This is a genomic window from Brevibacterium atlanticum (genome assembly GCF_011617245.1).
GTDB classification, from domain to species: domain Bacteria; phylum Actinomycetota; class Actinomycetes; order Actinomycetales; family Brevibacteriaceae; genus Brevibacterium; species Brevibacterium atlanticum.
Window position 1 is genome coordinate 2,532,059 of sequence record NZ_CP050152.1, and the last position, 18,274, is coordinate 2,550,332.

General features: G+C 65.5%; 13 protein-coding genes. 8 read left to right on the top strand and 5 right to left on the bottom strand.

Annotated elements, in window-relative coordinates:
• Nucleotides 1-59: 59 nt before the first annotated feature.
• Complete coding sequence (locus GUY23_RS11335) at nt 60-4,124, top strand: Pls/PosA family non-ribosomal peptide synthetase (RefSeq protein WP_166972397.1); 4,065 nt, start codon at nt 60-62, stop codon at nt 4,122-4,124.
• Complete coding sequence (locus tag GUY23_RS11340; protein WP_166976009.1) at nt 4,096-5,457, top strand: M1 family metallopeptidase; 1,362 nt, start codon at nt 4,096-4,098, stop codon at nt 5,455-5,457. The genes GUY23_RS11335 and GUY23_RS11340 overlap by 29 nt, the downstream gene beginning before the upstream one ends.
• 49 nt (nt 5,458-5,506) lie before the next feature.
• Here the strand turns inward: GUY23_RS11340 and GUY23_RS11345 are convergent, their stop codons facing one another.
• The 3 genes from GUY23_RS11345 to GUY23_RS11355 all read right to left on the bottom strand — a co-directional run bounded on the left by GUY23_RS11345 (nt 5,507) and on the right by GUY23_RS11355 (nt 8,339).
• The gene (locus tag GUY23_RS11345; protein WP_166972399.1) at nt 5,507-6,352 is read right to left on the bottom strand and encodes a GNAT family N-acetyltransferase; all 846 of its coding nucleotides are present in this window, start codon (nt 6,350-6,352) and stop codon (nt 5,507-5,509) included.
• Complete coding sequence (locus tag GUY23_RS11350) at nt 6,349-7,665, bottom strand: MATE family efflux transporter (RefSeq protein ID WP_166972400.1); 1,317 nt, start codon at nt 7,663-7,665, stop codon at nt 6,349-6,351. Before GUY23_RS11350 ends, GUY23_RS11345 begins: the two co-directional genes overlap by 4 nt.
• 218 nt (nt 7,666-7,883) lie before the next feature.
• Nucleotides 7,884-8,339, bottom strand: a complete 456-nt coding sequence (locus GUY23_RS11355; RefSeq protein WP_166972401.1) for a hypothetical protein — start codon at nt 8,337-8,339, stop codon at nt 7,884-7,886.
• 183 nt (nt 8,340-8,522) lie between these two features.
• Here GUY23_RS11355 and GUY23_RS11360 point away from each other — a divergent pair, with 183 nt between their 5' ends.
• Nucleotides 8,523-10,841, top strand: a complete 2,319-nt coding sequence (locus GUY23_RS11360; protein WP_166972404.1) for an HNH endonuclease signature motif containing protein — start codon at nt 8,523-8,525, stop codon at nt 10,839-10,841.
• A 143-nt stretch (nt 10,842-10,984) separates the two neighbouring features.
• Here GUY23_RS11360 and GUY23_RS11365 read toward each other — a convergent pair whose 3' ends face one another.
• Complete coding sequence (locus GUY23_RS11365; RefSeq protein ID WP_166972406.1) at nt 10,985-12,184, bottom strand: acetyl-CoA C-acyltransferase; 1,200 nt, start codon at nt 12,182-12,184, stop codon at nt 10,985-10,987.
• Between the two features lie 140 nt (nt 12,185-12,324).
• Nucleotides 12,325-13,068, bottom strand: a complete 744-nt coding sequence (locus GUY23_RS11370; protein WP_166972408.1) for an SDR family oxidoreductase — start codon at nt 13,066-13,068, stop codon at nt 12,325-12,327.
• 447 nt (nt 13,069-13,515) lie between these two features.
• On the opposite strand from GUY23_RS11370, the gene GUY23_RS11375 reads away from it, so the two are divergent.
• The 5 genes from GUY23_RS11375 (at nt 13,516) to GUY23_RS11395 (ending at nt 18,255) form a co-directional block, all read left to right on the top strand.
• Entirely contained in the window at nt 13,516-14,727 is a 1,212-nt protein-coding gene (locus GUY23_RS11375; protein WP_166972410.1) for an ABC transporter substrate-binding protein, read from the top strand.
• A gap of 78 nt (nt 14,728-14,805) precedes the next feature.
• Nucleotides 14,806-15,672 (top strand): branched-chain amino acid ABC transporter permease, encoded by an 867-nt coding sequence (locus GUY23_RS11380; RefSeq protein WP_166972412.1) that lies wholly within the window; start codon nt 14,806-14,808, stop codon nt 15,670-15,672.
• Nucleotides 15,669-16,781 (top strand): branched-chain amino acid ABC transporter permease, encoded by a 1,113-nt coding sequence (locus GUY23_RS11385; RefSeq protein WP_166972414.1) that lies wholly within the window; start codon nt 15,669-15,671, stop codon nt 16,779-16,781. The genes GUY23_RS11380 and GUY23_RS11385 overlap by 4 nt, the downstream gene beginning before the upstream one ends.
• Nucleotides 16,778-17,551: an ABC transporter ATP-binding protein gene (locus GUY23_RS11390; RefSeq protein WP_166972416.1), complete on the top strand. Its 774-nt coding sequence runs from the start codon at nt 16,778-16,780 to the stop codon at nt 17,549-17,551. The genes GUY23_RS11385 and GUY23_RS11390 overlap by 4 nt, the downstream gene beginning before the upstream one ends.
• A complete protein-coding gene (locus tag GUY23_RS11395; RefSeq protein ID WP_166972418.1) occupies nt 17,551-18,255 on the top strand; it encodes an ABC transporter ATP-binding protein in 705 nt (234 codons plus the stop codon). Before GUY23_RS11390 ends, GUY23_RS11395 begins: the two co-directional genes overlap by 1 nt.
• Nucleotides 18,256-18,274: the final 19 nt, after the last annotated feature.

Sequence of the window (18,274 nt, forward strand, 5' to 3'; positions counted from 1 at the left end):
AGTCCTGCCGCGAGATCTGTTCATGTTCACGACACCTTCACGGGCTAGCGTCACCGGCGATGTCAGTGGCGGCACCCGCCGCGGCTGTTCCCGATCGACCCGGAAGACACGTGAGAGACTACGCACCGCAGTTCCCAGCACCCCCTCGCCCTCGTGGGGACCGCACCCTCATCGACATCCTCTTGGAGACGGCCGGCGATCATCCCGATCAGCCTGCGCTGGACGACGGCACCCGTGTGCTCAGCTACCGCGAGCTCGTCATCGCCATCCGCGATCTCGCCCTCCAGCTCGCCGAGGCCGGCATCGGTCCCGGTGACAAGGTCGGCGTCCGTGTGCCCTCGGGGTCGGTCGACCTGTACCTGGCGATCCTCGCCACCCTCATGCTCGGCGCCGCGTACGTTCCCGTCGACGTCGACGATCCCGATGAGCGAGCCCGCACCGTGTTCGCCGAGGCGGCCGTGACCGGTGTCATCACCGCCGGGTCACATATCGAATCCCGGAACGACCGCGGGCCCCTGGAGCGAGCGCAGCTGCGTTCTCCCACACCCGACGACGACTGCTGGGTGATCTTCACCTCCGGTTCGACCGGCACTCCGAAGGGTGTGGCCGTGACCCATCGCAGCGCCGCTGCCTTCGTCGACGCCGAGGCGGCTCTGTTCTGCCGGCCTGAACCGCTGGGTCCCGGTGACCGGGTGCTCGCGGGTCTGTCCGTGGCCTTCGACGCCAGCTGCGAGGAGATGTGGCTGGCGTGGCGCAGCGGTGCCTGCCTCGTCCCCGCTCCACGCGCGCTCGTGAAGTCCGGGATGGATCTGGGTCCGTGGCTGTCCTCACGCCAGATCACTGTCGTCTCAACCGTGCCGACCCTGGCCGCACTGTGGCCGGCCGAGAGCCTCGACAACGTCCGCCTGCTCATCTTCGGCGGCGAGGCCTGTCCGCCGGAGCTCGGCCGCAGACTCAATGACAACGACCGCGAGGTGTGGAACACGTACGGGCCCACCGAGGCGACCGTGGTCGCGTGCGCGGCCATGCTCGACGGCTCCGACCCTGTGCGCATCGGTCTGCCGCTGAGCGGTTGGGCTCTGGCCGTCGTCGATGCCGATGGTGTTCCCGTGGCTGAAGGCGAGACCGGTGAGCTCATCATCGGCGGGGTCGGCCTCGCCCGCTATCTCGACCCGGCCAAGGATGCCGAGAAGTTCGCTCCCATGCCCACTCTCGGCTGGGAGCGGGCCTACCGGTCCGGTGACCTCGTGGTCAACGATCCCGAAGGTCTGGTCTTCGTCGGGCGTGCCGATGAGCAGATCAAGCTCGGGGGTCGGCGCATCGAACTCGGCGAGATCGACGCCGCCCTGCAGGCCCTGCCCGGCGTCGAAGGGGCAGCGGCCGCGGTGAAGACGACCCCGGCGGGCACGGACATCCTCATCGGCTACCTCGCCCTTGGTGGCTTGGGCGGTGCCGGTGATGGCGCCGGGCCCGGAGCCGGCGTCAGCACCGGCGCCGGTGCCGACGAATCCGACTTCCCCGGTTGGGAGGCCCGGCTGCGCGAGGAGCTTCCGGCGGCTCTCGTGCCCCGACTCGTCCTCGTCGACGAACTGCCGACGAAGACCTCGGGCAAGGTCGACCGCAATGCGCTGCCCTGGCCCCTCGGCGACGGCGATGAGTCCGGCGGAACCGATGAGACCTTCGATGCGGACACCGACTGGGTCGCACAGCAGTGGGCCGCCGTCCTCGGCGCCCGGCCGGGCAGCGACACGGACTTCTTCACCGCGGGCGGCGGGTCGCTTGCCGCCGCGCAGCTGGTCTCTCGCCTGCGCACCCGCCATCCCAGCGTGACCGTCGGCGACATCTACGCGCATCCGCGCTTCACCGCCCTGGCCAGGCTCTGCCTCGGCGAAGAGGGGTCGGGGATCGGCCCGGCGGGACCCAGACGCACGATCGGACGCACTTCGCGGGGGATGCAGATCTTCCAGGTCCTGCTCGGGATTCCGGTGCACATCCTCGGCGGGGTTCGATGGGTCGTGCTCGCAATGCTCGCGGCCAACCTCGGCGTCGGTCTGGGTGCGGATCTGCCGTTCACCCCGTGGCCGGTCGTCATCGTCCTCTTCCTCCTCTTCGTCACGGCGTGGGGTCGGATGCTCATCTCAGCAGGTGCCGCACGGCTGCTCATGGTCGACATCCGGCCCGGTGCCTATCCGCGGTCGGGGTGGGTGCACAAGCGGCTGTGGCTGGCTGAGCACATCGCCGACCTCGCCGCGGCCGTCTCGGTGGCGAGCGCCCCTTGGGTGACCTGGTACGCGAAGCTGTTGGGCAATCGGATCGGGGCCGACGCCGACCTGCATTCGGTGCCTCCGGTGACCGGGTTCCTCACCCTCGGCAAGGGGGCAGCCGTCGAACCCGAGGTCGACCTCAAGGGCTGGTGGGTCGACGGGGATCTGCTGCGCATCGGCCGCATCGACATCCGCAGCGGTGCCACCGTCGGTGCACGCTCGACGCTCATGCCCGGCGCCGAGGTGGGGTCCGGGGCACTCGTCGAAGCCGGCTCGGCGGTGACCGGGCAGGTGCGGAAGAACCAGATCTATTCGGGATCACCCGCCGTGCGGGTCGGGAAGGCGAAGAAGGCGTGGCCCGCTCCCCCGCCGAGGCGGCGTCTGCCGTTCCTGTTCTATGCCGCAGGCTCGCAGCTCAATGCGGCACTCCCCTATCTGGCGGTGATCCCGGGCCTCGCACTCATGCTCGGCGTCTCCGGGGTCGAGGTGCTCGAGTCACCGTGGCTGCTGCTGGCGTGGTCGCCTGTGCTGGCGTGCCTGTGGTTCGTCACCACGGCGCTGCTCATCCTCGTCTCCGTCCGGATCCTCGCGATCGGGATGGAGGAGGGAGAGTTCCCTGTCCGTTCGGCGCGCGGGTATCGGGTGTGGGCGACGGAGCGGCTGCTCGATCTGGCCCGCGATCTGCTCTTCCCGCTCTATGCCTCGATGCTCACCCCGGTCTGGCTGCGGCTGCTCGGGGCGAAGGTGGGGCCGGGCACGGAGATCTCGACGGTCGTGTTCGTTCCGACGATGACGACGATCGCCGCCGGGGCCTTCCTCGCCGATGACACCATGGTCGCGAGCTACGAGCTCGGGCGCGGGTGGATGCGAGCGGGTCGTGCGAAGGTCGGCAAACGTGCGTTCCTCGGGAATTCGGGCATCGCCTCGCAGGGTCGGAGGGTACCGAAGAACGCTCTGGTGGCGGTGCTCTCGGCGGCTCCGGCGAAAGCGAAGAAGGGCTCGTCGTGGCTCGGGTCTCCCCCGGTGCAGCTGCGTCGTGCCGCCGTCGAATCCGATGAGTCGCTAACCTACTCCCCTACTATCGGGGTGAAGGCGGCGCGCGGGTTCTGGGAGACGCTGCGGATCACCTCGGTGATTGCCGGCGGTGTCCTCATCACGGCGGTCGTGCTCACGATCTGGTTCCTCCTCGGTCTGCCCGGCGGGGTGGCGGCGGAGGCCACGGGCTTTGTCGCTTCGGTCGCTCTCGCCCTGCTCACCTCGGGGGTCGTGATGATGGCCGCGGGTGCGGTGGCGGCGGGTCTGGCCGTGGCCGCGAAGTGGATCCTCGTCGGTCGCATCTCGGCCGGGGAGCATCCGCTGTGGTCGTCGTTCATCTGGCGCAACGAGGTCGCCGACTGCTTCGTCGAGCTGGTAGCCGCCCCGTGGTTCACTCGCAATGCCGTGGGTACTCCCGCGATCGTGTGGTATCTGCGGGCGATGGGGGCGCAGATCGGGCACGGAGTGTGGTGTGAGAGCTATTGGCTGCCGGAGACCGATCTCGTCCGTCTCGGCGACAATTCGACGATCAACCGCGGCTGCGTCGTGCAGACGCACCTGTTCCACGACCGGGTGATGAGCCTCGATGACGTCGAGCTCGAGCCGGGAGCCACGCTGGGGCCCAACAGCGTCATCCTGCCCGCGTCGACGCTGGGCGAGAATGCGACGGTCGGGGCCACCTCGTTGGTCATGCGTGGGGAATACGTTCCGGCGCATGCCTATTTCAGCGGGAATCCTGTCATACCCTGGGTGGATGCCCCAGAACTTCCCACACTCGAGCACGAAGGGCGCGACGATGCTGACTCACAGCGGTCACACGCTTGACCCCTACACGCCCGGAGTCGGCAGCGCCGATCTGAGCATCGACCACTACGACCTCGATCTCGACTACCGGATCGGGCCGAATCGACTCTCGGGCAGGGCGGTACTCACGGGACGGGTGCTGACCGAGACGAAGACGATCGTCCTCGACCTCACGGGACTGCGGGTGAGCAAGGCCAGCGTCAACGGGACGAAGGTCCGGTTCTCCGCCCGAGGGAAGAAGCTGCGGCTGACGACACCGCAGCTGACCAGGGACCAGCCTGTGCGCATCGAGATCAGCTATGCGGGCAATCCGCAGCCGGCGATCGGCACGTGGGGCGACATCGGGTGGGAGGAACTCGAGGACGGGGTGCTCGTGGCCGGTCAGCCGGTCGGAGCGTCGACGTGGTTCCCGTGCAATGATCACCCCTCGGACAAGGCGAAGTACCGCATCAGGGTGCTCGTCGAAAGCGAGTACACGGTCGTGTCCAATGGCGCGCTGACGGAGAAGGTACGCAAGGCCGGGCGCACGCAGTGGACGTATGAGTCGACGACTCCCCTGGCGACGTATCTGGCGACGGTGCAGATCGGCCGGTACCGAAACGGGACGATCCCTGTGGGCTCGGGGGCGACGGGTGGTGCGAGGGCCTCAGGGGCGAGGGGAGTCGGTGCCGCGGAGTCCCCCGTTCCGCTCGGCCTCTACGCCGCTGACCATTGGGATGCGGCGCTGGACCGGCTCGGCGTGCAGCACGGGATGATGAACCTGTTCATCGACCGTTTCGGGCCGTACCCGTTCGACGTCTACGACGTGGTCGTCACCGATGACGAGCTCGAGATTCCCCTCGAATCGCAGCCGTTGTCCGTGCTCGGACCCAATCATCTGGGCACCGACTGGGAAGCTGAGCGCCTCGTCGCCCATGAGATGGCCCACCAGTGGTTCGGCAATTCGCTGACCCCGTCGCGGTGGCAGGACATCTGGCTCAACGAGGGCTTCGCCTGCTATGCCGAGTGGCTGTGGTCGGAGGAGTCGGGCCGGGCGACGGCGCACGAACGGGCAGAGGAATGGTGGGAGGACCTGTCGGCCCAGCCGCAGGACCTCCTGCTCGGCGATCCGGGCGGACCGGACATGTTCGACGATCGCGTGTACAAGCGCGGGGCGCTGTGCCTGCACGCTCTGCGTCGGGAGATCGGCGATGCCGACTTCTTCGCCAGCCTCAGCGAGTGGACGACGAAGCACCGCCATTCCTCGGTGAGCACCGAGGACTTCATCGCCTGCGTCTCGCAGGTGACCGGCCGCGATATCGCCGAGGTGGTCCGGCCCTGGCTCGACGAGTTCGAACTCCCCGACTTGCCGTAGGGGTACGTGGGCCGTTTGGTGAGGCCGGCCGGTGGGCCGGCCGTCGAGTTCAGACGAGCCGGCGGACGAGGACGTCGGAGTCCCCGTTGCGCCCCACGGAGACGAAGCCGTGATCGGTGTAGAGCTTCGCGGCCCCGTTCCCATCGGCCACGGACAGGCTCACGGCCGGGAAGCCGCTCATCCGCGCGAGCGCACACACAGTGTCGACGAGCGCCCCACCGATGCCCTGGCCCTGATGATCGGGCAGCACTGCGATCGAGAGTTCGGGGATGTCTGCGGCGACCCATCCATAGCCGGTGAACGGCGCACCGTTCTCGGCCGGCATCAGGGTCGCGGCCGATTCGTGATCGGCGGAGATCCCGCCGTCGGACCGCCCATCACCGGACTGCCGATCAGAAACCTGTCCACCGGCATCCCCGTCATCGGGCTGCCCCTCGCCAGCCTTCCCGGCGAGGACGACCTCACTGCGGACCACCTCGGCGCCGGTCTTGCCCAAAGCCGCGGCGAAGTCCCCGCCGACGCGCTCCTCGGCCCTGCCCACGACGTCGGCGATGTCAGCCAGCCGCACCCAGGCCAACCCGACGATCGGTGACTCAGGATCGGCTTCGGCGTGGGCGGCGACCGCGATGTCGCCGTCCCGACCCCAACCGCGATAGTAGAAGGCGGCGTCGCTGCGTCCGCGGAGCTCGTCGATCTCGATGCGCGGTGTGTCCATCGACCAGTTGAAGCACAGGTCGAGGAACGGGAGGAAGGTCTCGTCGTCGGTATCGGCCGGCAGCGGACGGATCCGGCCACGCAGGGAGGACGCGGATTCCGCGGCCCCCGCCCCCACCTCGGCGGGTGTGTCGTTCGACTCGGACGCTTCGGGTGCACCGTGATTCGGCTCAGCGTTCATGAGATTCCTTTCTCGACGGCGCGATCGATCCACGCCCGGTTGCGGACTCGCCAGCCCAGGGTCAGCGCTCGGAATCCCACGAATCCGATGCAGAAGGCGGCCCAGAGTCCCGGTGCTCCTGGCCAGATCGAGACGATCGGGACGAGCAGGATCACATACCCGACCACAGCGACCAATTGTGCCAGAGCGAGGTAGCGAGCGTCCTCGGCTCCCATCAGGACCCCGTCCAGGACGAAGACGTACCCGGCGATCGGCATGCTCAGCGCGAGCACCGGCAGGAGGGCGCTGAGCGCGCTGACGACCGCAGGATCGGAGGCGAAGGCGCGCGGGATGATTCCGGACCCGGCGAACAGGATGACGCCGACGATGATGCCGAACGCGATCCCCCACAGGCACAGGCGCCGGTTGATCGCGGCCACGGCGTCGATGTTCCGCGCGCCGAGTTCGAGCCCGATCATCGCCTGACCTGCGATGGCCAGGGAATCCAAAGCCAGCGCGAGAGCGAAGAAGAGGCTCTGCGCGACCTGGATCGCTGCGAGATCGGTCGTGCCCAGAGAGGTCGCGATGAACACGAGGATGATGAGCGCCGCACGCAGGGAGGCATTGCGCACAAGCAGCCATCCCGACGTCTTCGCCGAGGTGAACACGCCCGACCAGTCGGGACGGACGCTGGCGTGGAGGCGCTTTGCCGCCCGCACGGAGATGATGAGATAGACGGCGCACATGCCGGCCTGGGCGATGACGGTTCCCATCGCCGATCCGGCCACGCCCATGCCGAGACCGTAGATGAAGATCGCGTTGAGGCCGATGTTCGCCACACATCCGGCGGCAGCGACGATCAGCGGGGTCTTCGTGTCCTGGAGCCCGCGCAGCAGACCGGTGGCAGCGATGACCGTGAGCATGAACGGCAGCCCCCACCACGAGATCGCCAGGTAGGCATGCGCACCGTCGGTGATCCCCGGCCCCGGATCGAAGGCTGCGATCACCGTGCTGAGCAGGGGCAGGCCGATGATGATGAGCAGCACCGAGGTGCCCAATGCGAGCCAGATCCCGTCGAACCCCGCCGTGATCGCCCCCGCCCGGTCCCCCGATCCGATGCGTTTCGCTACCCGCGGCGTCGTGGCGTAGGCGAGGAAGATCATCAGTCCCAGCACCGTCTGCAGGATCGTCGAAGCGATCGCGAGCGATCCCAGGGCATGCGCGCCGAGGTGGCCGACCATGGCCGTGTCAGTGAGCAGGAAAATCGGTTCGGCGATCAGTGCTCCGAGGGCCGGAAGTGCCAAACGGAGAATGTCCTTGTCGATCGCTGCCACACCCCGATTCTAGCGAAGGGGTCGGACACCGTCGGTGACGTACCTGGTGGGGTGGGTTGTGTGGCGTGGGCTGGTGGTGGGGTGCGGGCAGGTGGTGGGGTGCGGACGAGTAGTAGGGCGGGGACAGGTGGTGGGTTGGCGGCAGGTGAGTGCGATCTCATGTCAGTGGCGAAGGATACAGTTGAGGAACAAATCGATCAGGCGTTGGCAGAATGTTCTTAGAACTGCATATTGCGCATGTTCTTGCTCTTCCGTTCTATTTGTAATCGTATTGTGATGTTAATTATTAGGCTGAATCCGTATAATTGAGATAGGCAACGATCCTGACGATCAACATCCACAGCGACGTGGAGAGGGGGAAGCACCGATGAAGAATATCGGCGACGGCGGCAACTCTGCGTCGAACCTGCCCCCAGCTCCCCCCTTCCGACGCGAGCGTCGCCACTCTGTCCGAGTACCGCCGTGCACACGGCCGTCGGCTCGAAGTCGCCGAGGACTACGAACTCGTCGACCTGCTCCAGGCCTACGCGGAGAGCAGCATCGCTCAGATCAACTCGCTCGTCGCTACCAGCAAGGTCGTCGTTCAGGACGTCGCCTACGTCCTCGGGCTCACAGGCAGCGAGCTCGACGACGTCTACGAGTTCGCGTCGTTCACCGAGACTGTCGCTCGCCACCGCAGCGCCGAAAGCGACGGACCGGCCATTGCTGAATCGTCCGACGCGCCCGCCGGCGCAGAAGCATCCGCCGTCGAACCAGACGCCGACCGCTTCCCACCCGCATCGATCGCGGCCCTCACGGCCGCCGAGGCAGCTGCGTGGGCCGCAGCCAAGGCACGGGTCGAGGCCGAGACCGGCACGATGTTCGCCAAAGGCAAGGGTCAGAAGAAGAACCGTGCGGCGGGCCGCCTCCTTCGTCGTGCCGCCGAGCTGGCCGAAGAGATCCTCGCCACCCCGGCTCCCCTGCCCGACTTCCCGGGGTACGACCCGACCCAGACGTTCTTCACCTGGTTGCGCAGCAACCTCGAACCGACCGAGGCAGGTGTGTATTCGAGCCTGCTCGGAGCCACGACGAGCAATGCCCTTAAGCACATGACCGCGTCGATGACGCTCGCTCACGGACTGCCGAAGTTCCTGCGCCGCTGCCTCGACGGCGACTTCACCATCGAGCACGTCGACTGCGTGACCCGGGCCTGCCGTGACCTCCATTTCGAGAACCTGCCGACCATCGACGAGTTCCTCGGTCAGAGGCGTGCAGACATCACGATCGAAACGTTCAAGCGCTCGCTCGCGCTCAAGATCGCCGCAACCCAGGCTCCCGAAGACACGCTCAAGAACGTCGCTCTGCGTCGGCGCGTCGACCTCACCACCGGCGACGACGGCACCGCCTACCTCACCCTGACCGGTCCCGCGCCGGAGCTGCAGGCGTGCTTCCGCCGGCTCGATGCGTTCGCTCGCGCCGTGTACAAGAGCAACACCAGTGCGTTCTCCGATCAGCTCAAGGCCGGAGACTGCTTCGACGAGGACCGGTCGATCTCGGCGCTGATGTTCGACATCCTCACCCGCACGAGGCCGCAGATGAAGCTGCGCATCATCAGCACCAATGACGCCGACGGCGCGTCGACGAGCACCGACTTCCCGCTCGACGGACTCTTCGCCGGACCCGACGGAGTCCCCATGCACGAAGGCGAGTCACTGCTCGACTACATCGAACGCGTCTTCGACGACCTGCACGAGACCGGGTATGCCGAGGCTTCAGGGGAGAAGTCTGTCTCGACAGAGGCTGCGGACGGGGCGGAGACTGAAGTCGCCGGAACGACCGGGTCGACGCCGACTGGCACTGACCCGACGACCGTTGCCGAGGCGATGACCGGCGCCGACTCGACGACCCCGGCCGATCGCGCCTTCGAGTCACAGATCCTCGAAGCGATCCTCAGCAGCAGCACCACGTCAAACCACGCAGATGGCAACCCCACGAGCGACGCCGCGGACATTCGCACGACCACCCGCTGCGGTGCACCGAACGGTGTGAACCGCACCGCCGTCAGTGACGCACTCTCATCGCTGATCGGATCCCGTGCCAGAGGAGCTCGCCCCGCCGCCGAAGGACATGCCGACGCCACTGACGGCGCAGTCGACGCCTTCGGAAACACCATCCACTACGAGGGCGGTCACCGGATCAGCTTCGAGTTCCTCCTCGACATGCCCACCAGCGAGTACTGGCTGGCAAACCAGGCCAGCACGTTCATCACCGTGCCCATGCTCACCCTGCTGAGCCAGGTCACGGAGGATGCAGGCAGCGCGGGCGACCGAGCAGCCGCGGAGACAACCGAATCGGAGGACCATCCGACACCGACCGCCGAAGCGCACACCGCCGAAGTACAGACCACAAGCACCGACCCGACGAAGCGAGCCGCAAAACGGCTGTCCTCAGGAGAAGTGTGCGATCTGGCCGGCATGCTTCCGGACGGTTCGCCGATTCCGGCCGACATGGCGCGCAGGGTCGCGGGCTACTCCACCACGTGGACGCGCCTGCTCACCGACCCTGCGACCGGGACGCCGATCGACGCCAAGGCGAAGACGTACGCCATACCCAACAACGTGCGCAAAACGCTCGTCGCACAGTACGCGACCTGCACGTTCCCCGGCTGCACCCTGCCGGCCGAGACTTCGGAAGTCGATCACATCGACCCGTTCGACAAGGCCGACCCCAGCCGGGGAGGCCTCACCCGTTTCGGCAACCTCCATTGTCTATGCAAGCTGCACCACAGCCTCAAGACCGCGAAGAAGTTCGACGTCCGGATGACCGAGCCCGGGCACCTCGAGTACGTGCTCCGCCGTGGTGTCACCGTCGAGGTGACTGCTCCGGACAACCCGCTCAACGTCGAGCACGCCCGCCAGTTCCTCGAGCGCTTCGGCACTGCCCTGCCACGAGCAAACCGACCGCTCGCGTCGGAGCCCGTCACGGACGAAGCATCGACGGCCGAAGAGACCCCTGCACGTGGAAGGCGGCGGCAGGCACGGGAGTGTCCCGAACCTGCCGCCGCCGAAGGACAGCCGGGGTGGCGCGAGGCCCCGTCCGACCCCTTTGCAGGGTTCGCCGATACGCCCGATGCGCACACGGCCTCTGTCGAGCTCCGTGATTGGTTCTGGGACTCCGGCGAGCCTCCGCCGTTCTGATGTGTGTCCGGGCCGCGCCCGACCGACGTTTCGGTATCAGCCGAACTCTCAGCATCAGCCGACGGTTCGGGACCAGCCGACCTTTCGGTATCAACCGACCTTCAGGCTCTGCTGACTCCGCAGACCCGCCTGATCATTCGGGCTCAGCAGACCTCGAAGAGACCTGCAGCGCCCTGACCGCCGCCGATGCACATCGTCACGACTACGTACTTCACGCCGCGACGACGACCTTCGATCAGCGCATGTCCGACCAGACGAGCTCCCGTCATTCCATACGGATGGCCCACAGAGATGCCACCGCCATCGACGTTGTACTTCTCGGGATCGATCCCGAGACGATCGCGGCAGTAGAGGGCCTGCACGGCGAATGCTTCGTTGAGTTCCCACAGTCCGATGTCATCGATCGACAGACCATGAGTCTTCAGCAGCTTCGGAATGGCGAAGACCGGTCCGATGCCCATCTCGTCCGGAGCGCAGCCGGCAACCGCCATCCCACGGTAGATTCCCAGAGGTTCGAGACCACGGCGGCTGGCCTCCTCGCTCGACATCAGCACCGAAGCCGAAGCACCATCGGAGAGCTGAGACGCATTGCCGGCCGTGATCGACGGAACCTTCGACGCCACGCCAGGGTCGAGGACCGGGTTCAACCCGGCCAGGCTCTCCAGCGTCGTCGACGGACGGTTGCCCTCATCGGCTTCGAGGAGCACTTCCTGCTTCGACGTCTCCTTCGTCTCTTTGTCGACGACGACCTTCGTCGTCGGCAGCGGCACGATCTCGTCGTCGAATCGACCGGCTTCCTGAGCAGCCGCGGTGCGCTGCTGAGAGCTCAGCGAATATTCATCCTGCGCTTCCCGGCTGACGCCGTAGCGCTCAGCCACCACCTCGGCGGTGGCCAGCATCGGATAGTAGATTCCGGGAACGTTCTCCTCGAGCCACGGATCCTTGGCCCGGAAGTTGTTCATCTTGTCGTTCTGCACCAGCGAGACGGACTCGACGCCGCCGCCGACGGCGATCTCCTGACCGTCGACGAGGATCTGCTTCGCGGCCGTCGCGATGGCCATCAGCCCCGACGAGCACTGCCGGTCGATCGACATGCCTGGGACCGTCACGGGGAGTCCGGCACGCAGCGCAGCCTGCCGGCCCACGTTCGTGCCCTGGCTGCCCTGCTGCAGAGCGGCGCCGAGGATGACGTCCTCGACCTCACCGCCTTCGAGACCGGCCCGAGCGACCGCGTGCTTGACCGCGTGTCCGGCCAATTCCTGGGCCTGGGTGTCATTGAACGCACCCCTGTAGGCCTTGCCGATCGGCGTGCGCGCCGTCGAAACGATTACTGCTTCCCTCATGGGTCTAACCTTTCAATGAAGTCGAACAATGCGTCCTGATTGTGCGCAACTCGCCCAGAGTTCGGACGACGTGCCCTGGTGTCGCCAGAATCAGCCCCACTCGCCGTTTGCGGAGTCAGTCCGTGGCCGACTGCCCAGGCTCAGTCGCGAGGGCCACCGGCGACATAGATGACCTGGCCGGAGACGAAACCGGCACCTTCGGAGGCGAGGAAGGACGCGGTGTGGGCGATGTCCTCAGGCTTTCCCGACCGGGCGACGGGAATCTCTTTGGCGGCAGCCGCGACGAAATCGTCGAAGTCCATTCCCACGCGCTCGGCCGTCGCCTTGGTCATGTCGGTCTCGATGAACCCGGGGGCGATGGCATTCGCCGTGATTCCGAATTTGCCGAGTTCGATCGCCCAGGTCTTCGTGATGCCCTGGATGCCGGCCTTCGCTGCCGAGTAGTTCGTCTGTCCGCGGTTGCCGAGCGCCGAAGTCGAGGACATCGAGATGATGCGCCCGAACTTCTCTTCGACCATGTACGACTGGACGGCCTTGGCCATAAGGAAAGCCCCGCCGAGGTGGACGGAGAGAACCTTATTGAACTCCTCGTAGGACATCTTGAACAAGAGGTTGTCGCGCAGGATCCCTGCGTTGTTGACCAACACGGTGGGAGCACCCAGAGTGTCAGAAACCTGCTTGACCGCCGCATTGACCGATTCTTCGTTCGACACATCGGCCTCGAGTCCGATCGCCTCTCCCCCGTCGGCCTTGATCGCAGCCACGGTGTCGTCGGTCGGTCCCATGTCGAGGACGGCGACCTTGTGTCCGTCCGCGCCGAGGCGCTTGGCGATGGCAGCCCCGATGCCGCGTCCGCCGCCGGTGACGATTGCTGTCCGAGTCATATTCGTGCTCCTCACGATGCTGGTCTTCGGTGACTGTTTCGCGTCGCTCAGTCGGCCGCCGTCAGCGATTCCCTCACTGTCGGTGTGTCCGAGCTCTCCTGCGCAACTGCCACCACTCTAGCCCATTCTGCCCACTGAACGATTGATTGCTCAGAGTGTGGTCAGGACCTGTCGAGCCACCTGGCGAGCGTCGTAAGCAGCGACGATTCGATGCGTCCGCATCGGCTCCGACCTCGTCATTCACGGCGGTGAGAGAGCGGATCAGCGCAGATTATCGAACGTTCAAAAATCTGCCGAAAAACCATTGACTTAGCAATTCGGATTTGGAAAGGTTCAAGTCAGTCGCTGTCGAACCTGTCTCGACAGCGGCTCCGAGAACGGTCACCGAAGACACCTCGGGCACTGTGCGGAGCGGACTCGCTCCAGGAGCTTTTCAAAGGAGAAAAGATGAACTCTGTCCCGCGAACCCGCAGTCGAAGGCTCTTGTCCTCGGCGGCGATCGGCACCCTCGTCTTCACGATCGCTGCGTGCGGCGGTGGAGGCTCCGGCGATGGGGACACCGTCGTCATCGGCTACACCGGACCTCTCAGCGGCGGCGGCGCCGCCTATGGCGAGAATGTGAAGATCGGCCTCGAGATGGCCGTCGACGATCTCAACGAGGACGGCGTCGAGGTCGACGGCACACCGGTCACACTCGAGCTGAAGTCTCTCGATGACAAGTACGCTCCCTCGACCGCGGCGAGCAATGCCCAGCGTCTGGCGGATCAGGACAAAGCACCGGTCGTCGTCTCCCCCAACGCCGGGGCGATCAAAGCGATTCAGCAGATCAACAGCGGTCGATCGAACTTCCTCATCTCCGCCTACACCTCCGATCCGGCGATCGTGCAGTCGGACAATCCGCTGACGATGATGATCCCGCCGAACTTCGAGTCCTATGCCTCCGAGTTCACCGAGACAGCGATGAAGCACGGCGGGAAGAAGCTCGCGCTGCTGGGAACTCAGAGCGAATACGGCCAACAGTGGACGAAGTCGATCACGGATGCCTGGGAACAGGCCGGAGGCTCGGTCGGCGGGGACAACAGCGTCGACTATGCCACCGTCTCCGACTTCGCCGGACCGGTCTCCAAGGCTCTGGCGGACAAACCCGATGCGATCTTCGTCGGCGGCCCGTCCCAGCCGACCGCACTGATCATGGAAGAGGCCCGGAAACAGGGATTCGAAGGAAGCTTCCTCGTCATGGACCAAGCGAAGCTCGATGAGATGGCGACGGTGGCGAAGATCGACGATCTCACGAATTCTGTCGGTGTGCTCCCTGTCTCGGAGTACGAGGACCCAGGCACCAAGGACTTCATCGACAAGTTCTCGGACAAGACCGGGGACAAGAAGGTCCCGACGAGCGAAACGGCCCTGAACTATCAGGGCATTGCGATCATCGCCAAGGCGATGGAGGTCGCGGGTTCCACCGATGATCCGGAGAAGATCCGGGAGTCCATCTCCGATGCTCTGCCCGAAGTCGACGACAAGTACAAGGTCAACGGCTTCCCTGACGAGATCACCGACGAGGGTCATCTTCTCAACCCGAACCTCGAAGCGACCTATCTCGACAAGGACGGCGAGTACACGAAGGTGCCCATCGACCAGGTGTCCGACGCCAAGTGACGCCCCGGCACGCAACAGGGCAGGGTGCCGACTACACCCTGCCCGTGCCGTCCACCTGCCTGCAGAGGACTCGACTTCATGACTCTCTTCATCCAACAGCTCTTCAACGGTCTCGCGCTGGGCGGCGTGTACTGCCTTGCCGCCATCGGTCTGACCTTGGTCTTCGGAGTGCTGCGCATTCCGAATCTGGCTCACGGTGCGCTGTACATGCTCGGCGCCTACCTCACCTACTTCTTCCTCACGACCATCGGCATTCCCTACATCGCCGCGATCGGCATCGCTGCGATCCTGCTCTTCGTCGTCGGCATCGGACTCGAGCGACTGGTGTTCCATCCGCTGCGGAACTCACCTCACACCCATCACATGATCGCTGCGGTCGGGGCGATGTTCTTCTTCCAGGCTCTGGCTCAGGCGATCTGGGGAGCGGACTTCCGCCGCATGGACACGCCCATCACCGGTGAGCTGCGCATCCTCGGCGCGGAGATCTCCGCCCAGCGCATCGTCATCATCGTCGTTGCGGTCATCGTGCTCGCCCTGCTCGCCTGGTTCATCAAACGCTCCATCCACGGGCAGACGATCGAAGCCATCGAGCAGGATCGCGTCGGCGCCTCGCTGGTGGGGATCAACCCCTCAATGGTGTCGATGCTGACTCTCGGGCTCTCGGCGCTGCTGGCGACGATCGCTGCCGGACTGGTCGCACCGATCAACCTCCTGTCGCCGACGATGGGTGATGCGCTCAACCTCAAGGTGTTCGCGATCATCATCCTCGGCGGGCTCGGTTCGCTGCCCGGTGCCATCGTCGGAGGATTCGCCTTAGCGATCGCCGAGACGATGACGGCGACGTACATCTCGTCCGGTGTGGGAGAGGCGGTCGCCTTCATCGTGTTGGTCGCAGTGCTCGCGATCAAACCCACGGGTCTGTTCACGAAGGCGGTGCAGCGATGAGTGCACTGAAGAACCCCCGACTCCTCGGCACGTTCGCAGTCGTGATCGTCATCGCCGCGACTCCGATCTTCTTCGCCGAGCAGAACTACACGATGCGGGTCCTCACTGTCGGAATGTGTGCGGCCATCGCCGTGTACGGACTCAACATCATTCTCGGCTTCACCGGTCAGCTGTCCTTGGCACAAGGCGGCTTCTTCGGAATCGGCGCCTACGGCGTGGGTCTGCTGACGACCGACTACGACTGGTCGTTCTGGTCGGCGTTCATCGTCACGATCATCGGCACCGCGGTCGTCGGCTACCTCTGCGGGCTGATCGCACTGCGCACGAAGGATGAGTACTTTGCCATCTTCACCATGGCGATCGGCTTCATCATCTTCTTGGTCATCAGCCGTTGGGAGTCGGTCACCCACGCCCATTCGGGTGTCAACAATGTGAAGTTCCCCGAAGGCGGCGGGATCGTCGACTTCGAATCCCCGGTCGCCATGTTCTATCTGGTCTTCGTCATCCTCCTCGTCTGCATCTACGTCACCCATGCGATTCGTCGCTCGAGCGTCGGCCGGACGCTGCTGACGATCCGCACCAGCGAGGATCTGGCTGATGCGATCGGCGTCCGGGTCGGCTTCAGCAAGCAGCTCGCATTTGCGGCATCGGCAGTGCTCGGCGGAATCGGCGGTGGTCTCTACGCAACCGTCGTCGGGTTCATCGGCCCCGATTCCGCCTCCATCGACAAGACCTTCGAATTCCTCATGTTCATCCTCGTCGGCGGCATGGGGACCGTGGCCGGGCCGCTCCTGGGAAGCATGATCGTGACGTTCCTGTTCGAACTCTTCCAGGACTTCCAGGCGTATCGGTTCATCGTGCTGGGCCCGATCATCGTCGCCCTCGTCATCTTCGCGCCCCGCGGGATCATCGGCTACCTCGGCGGATTCATCGACCGTCGCGCTCGAAAGAGGAAGATCGCCGAGGCTCGTCGCAGTTCGGGTGGAAGTGCACCGGAGACCGACTCCGCTCGAGTCGGCACCGCGGCACGCACAGACACTGAGCGGACCGGAAACGATTCGACCACCTCATCTGCCGGCTCAGGCACCGACCCCGAGGAGACGAAATGACACTGCTGGAGATACGCGACCTCGGCAAACGATTCGGTGGACTCGACGCGGTCAAGGACGTCAGCCTCGACGTGGAAGAAGGCCGGATCACCGCGGTCATCGGCCCCAACGGGGCGGGCAAGTCGACGCTGTTCAACCTCATCCACGGCTACTATCGGCCCACGTCCGGGTCGGTCACGTTCAAGGGCGACGACATCACGAACTCCTCCCCTCACCACGCGGTCGCCGACGGGATTGCGCGGACCTTCCAGACCACTCATCTCTTCGATGACAGCACTCTTCTCGAGAACGTCCTCGCCGGTCGGATCGTCCGGTCGAAGTCGACGATCTTCGACGCCGTCTTCCACACCCCGCGCCATCGCCGCGAATCACGCATCAATGTGGACAAGGCGATGGAGGCACTGAGGTTCTGCGAGATCGACGACCACCGTCACGATCTCGCTTCCAATGTTCCGCAGGAGGTGCAGAAGCGGACGGCGGTCGCGATGGCTCTGGCCACCGAGCCGGAGCTGCTGCTCCTCGACGAACCCGCCGGCGGCATCCCTGAGGAGGAGACGACCGATTTCGGCAACCTCATCCGCTCCCTGCCGAAGCGCGGTGTGTCCGTGCTTCTCGTCGAGCACAAGATGAGCATGATCATGGGGCTCGCGGACACCATCCTCGTCCTCGACCACGGACAGAAGCTCGCATTGGGAACACCGGCGGAGATCCAGTCGAATCCGGACGTCATCCGCGCCTATCTCGGCTCGACCGCAGAGGAGAAGAAGTGATGCTCACCCTCGACAACGTCAGCACGGGATACGACGCCATCGATGTTCTCCACGACGTGAGCATCACCGCGCGGCCCGGAGAACTCACCGTCATCCTCGGCGCGAACGGTTCGGGCAAGACCACACTGTTCAAGACGATCAGCGGACTCATGCCCATCCGCAGCGGTTCGGTGGACTACGAGGGTCGCAGTCTCAACCGGGCGCGCCCGAACGCGATCGTCAAAGCCGGGATCGCCCATTGTCCGGAGGGGCGGCACCTGTTCGGGAAGATGTCCGTGGAGAAGAACCTGCGGTTGGGTACGTATCCGCATCGGAACAAGGCCCGCACGGAGGAGATCTTCGCCGAGGTCCTCGACCTGTTTCCGATCCTGGCAGAGAAGGCGAAGCAGCCGGCCGGGTCGCTCTCCGGCGGTCAGCAGCAGATGGTTGCCATCGGCCGTGCGCTGATGTCGGATCCGAGCCTGCTCATCCTCGACGAACCGTCGATGGGTCTGGCCCCGATCGTCGTCGAACAGGTCCTCGCCTCCGTCGCGCAGATCAACGGCAAGGGCATCGGGGTCCTGCTCAGCGAGCAGAATGCCAAGGCGTCATTGGCGATCGCCCACCGCGGCTACGTCCTTGCCGAAGGCCGGATCGTCCTGGCAGACGAAGCCGACACGCTGCTCGACAATCCCGAGGTTCAGGCCGCCTACCTCGGACTGTGACGGCCGGAGCCAGCCGCTG

Bases quoted from the DNA above. Each gene is read 5' to 3' on its own strand.
- GUY23_RS11370 (WP_166972408.1), bottom strand. From the start codon at position 13,068: ATGACTCGGACAGCAATCGTCACCGGCGGCGGACGCGGCATCGGGGCT.
- GUY23_RS11340 (WP_166976009.1), top strand. From the start codon at position 4,096: ATGCTGACTCACAGCGGTCACACGCTTGACCCCTACACGCCCGGAGTC.
- GUY23_RS11360 (WP_166972404.1), top strand. From the start codon at position 8,523: ATGTTCGCCAAAGGCAAGGGTCAGAAGAAGAACCGTGCGGCGGGCCGC.
- GUY23_RS11345 (WP_166972399.1), bottom strand. From the start codon at position 6,352: ATGAACGCTGAGCCGAATCACGGTGCACCCGAAGCGTCCGAGTCGAAC.
- GUY23_RS11380 (WP_166972412.1), top strand. From the start codon at position 14,806: ATGACTCTCTTCATCCAACAGCTCTTCAACGGTCTCGCGCTGGGCGGC.
- GUY23_RS11365 (WP_166972406.1), bottom strand. From the start codon at position 12,184: ATGAGGGAAGCAGTAATCGTTTCGACGGCGCGCACGCCGATCGGCAAG.
- GUY23_RS11375 (WP_166972410.1), top strand. From the start codon at position 13,516: ATGAACTCTGTCCCGCGAACCCGCAGTCGAAGGCTCTTGTCCTCGGCG.
- GUY23_RS11395 (WP_166972418.1), top strand. From the start codon at position 17,551: ATGCTCACCCTCGACAACGTCAGCACGGGATACGACGCCATCGATGTT.
- GUY23_RS11385 (WP_166972414.1), top strand. From the start codon at position 15,669: ATGAGTGCACTGAAGAACCCCCGACTCCTCGGCACGTTCGCAGTCGTG.
- GUY23_RS11335 (WP_166972397.1), top strand. From the start codon at position 60: ATGTCAGTGGCGGCACCCGCCGCGGCTGTTCCCGATCGACCCGGAAGA.
- GUY23_RS11390 (WP_166972416.1), top strand. From the start codon at position 16,778: ATGACACTGCTGGAGATACGCGACCTCGGCAAACGATTCGGTGGACTC.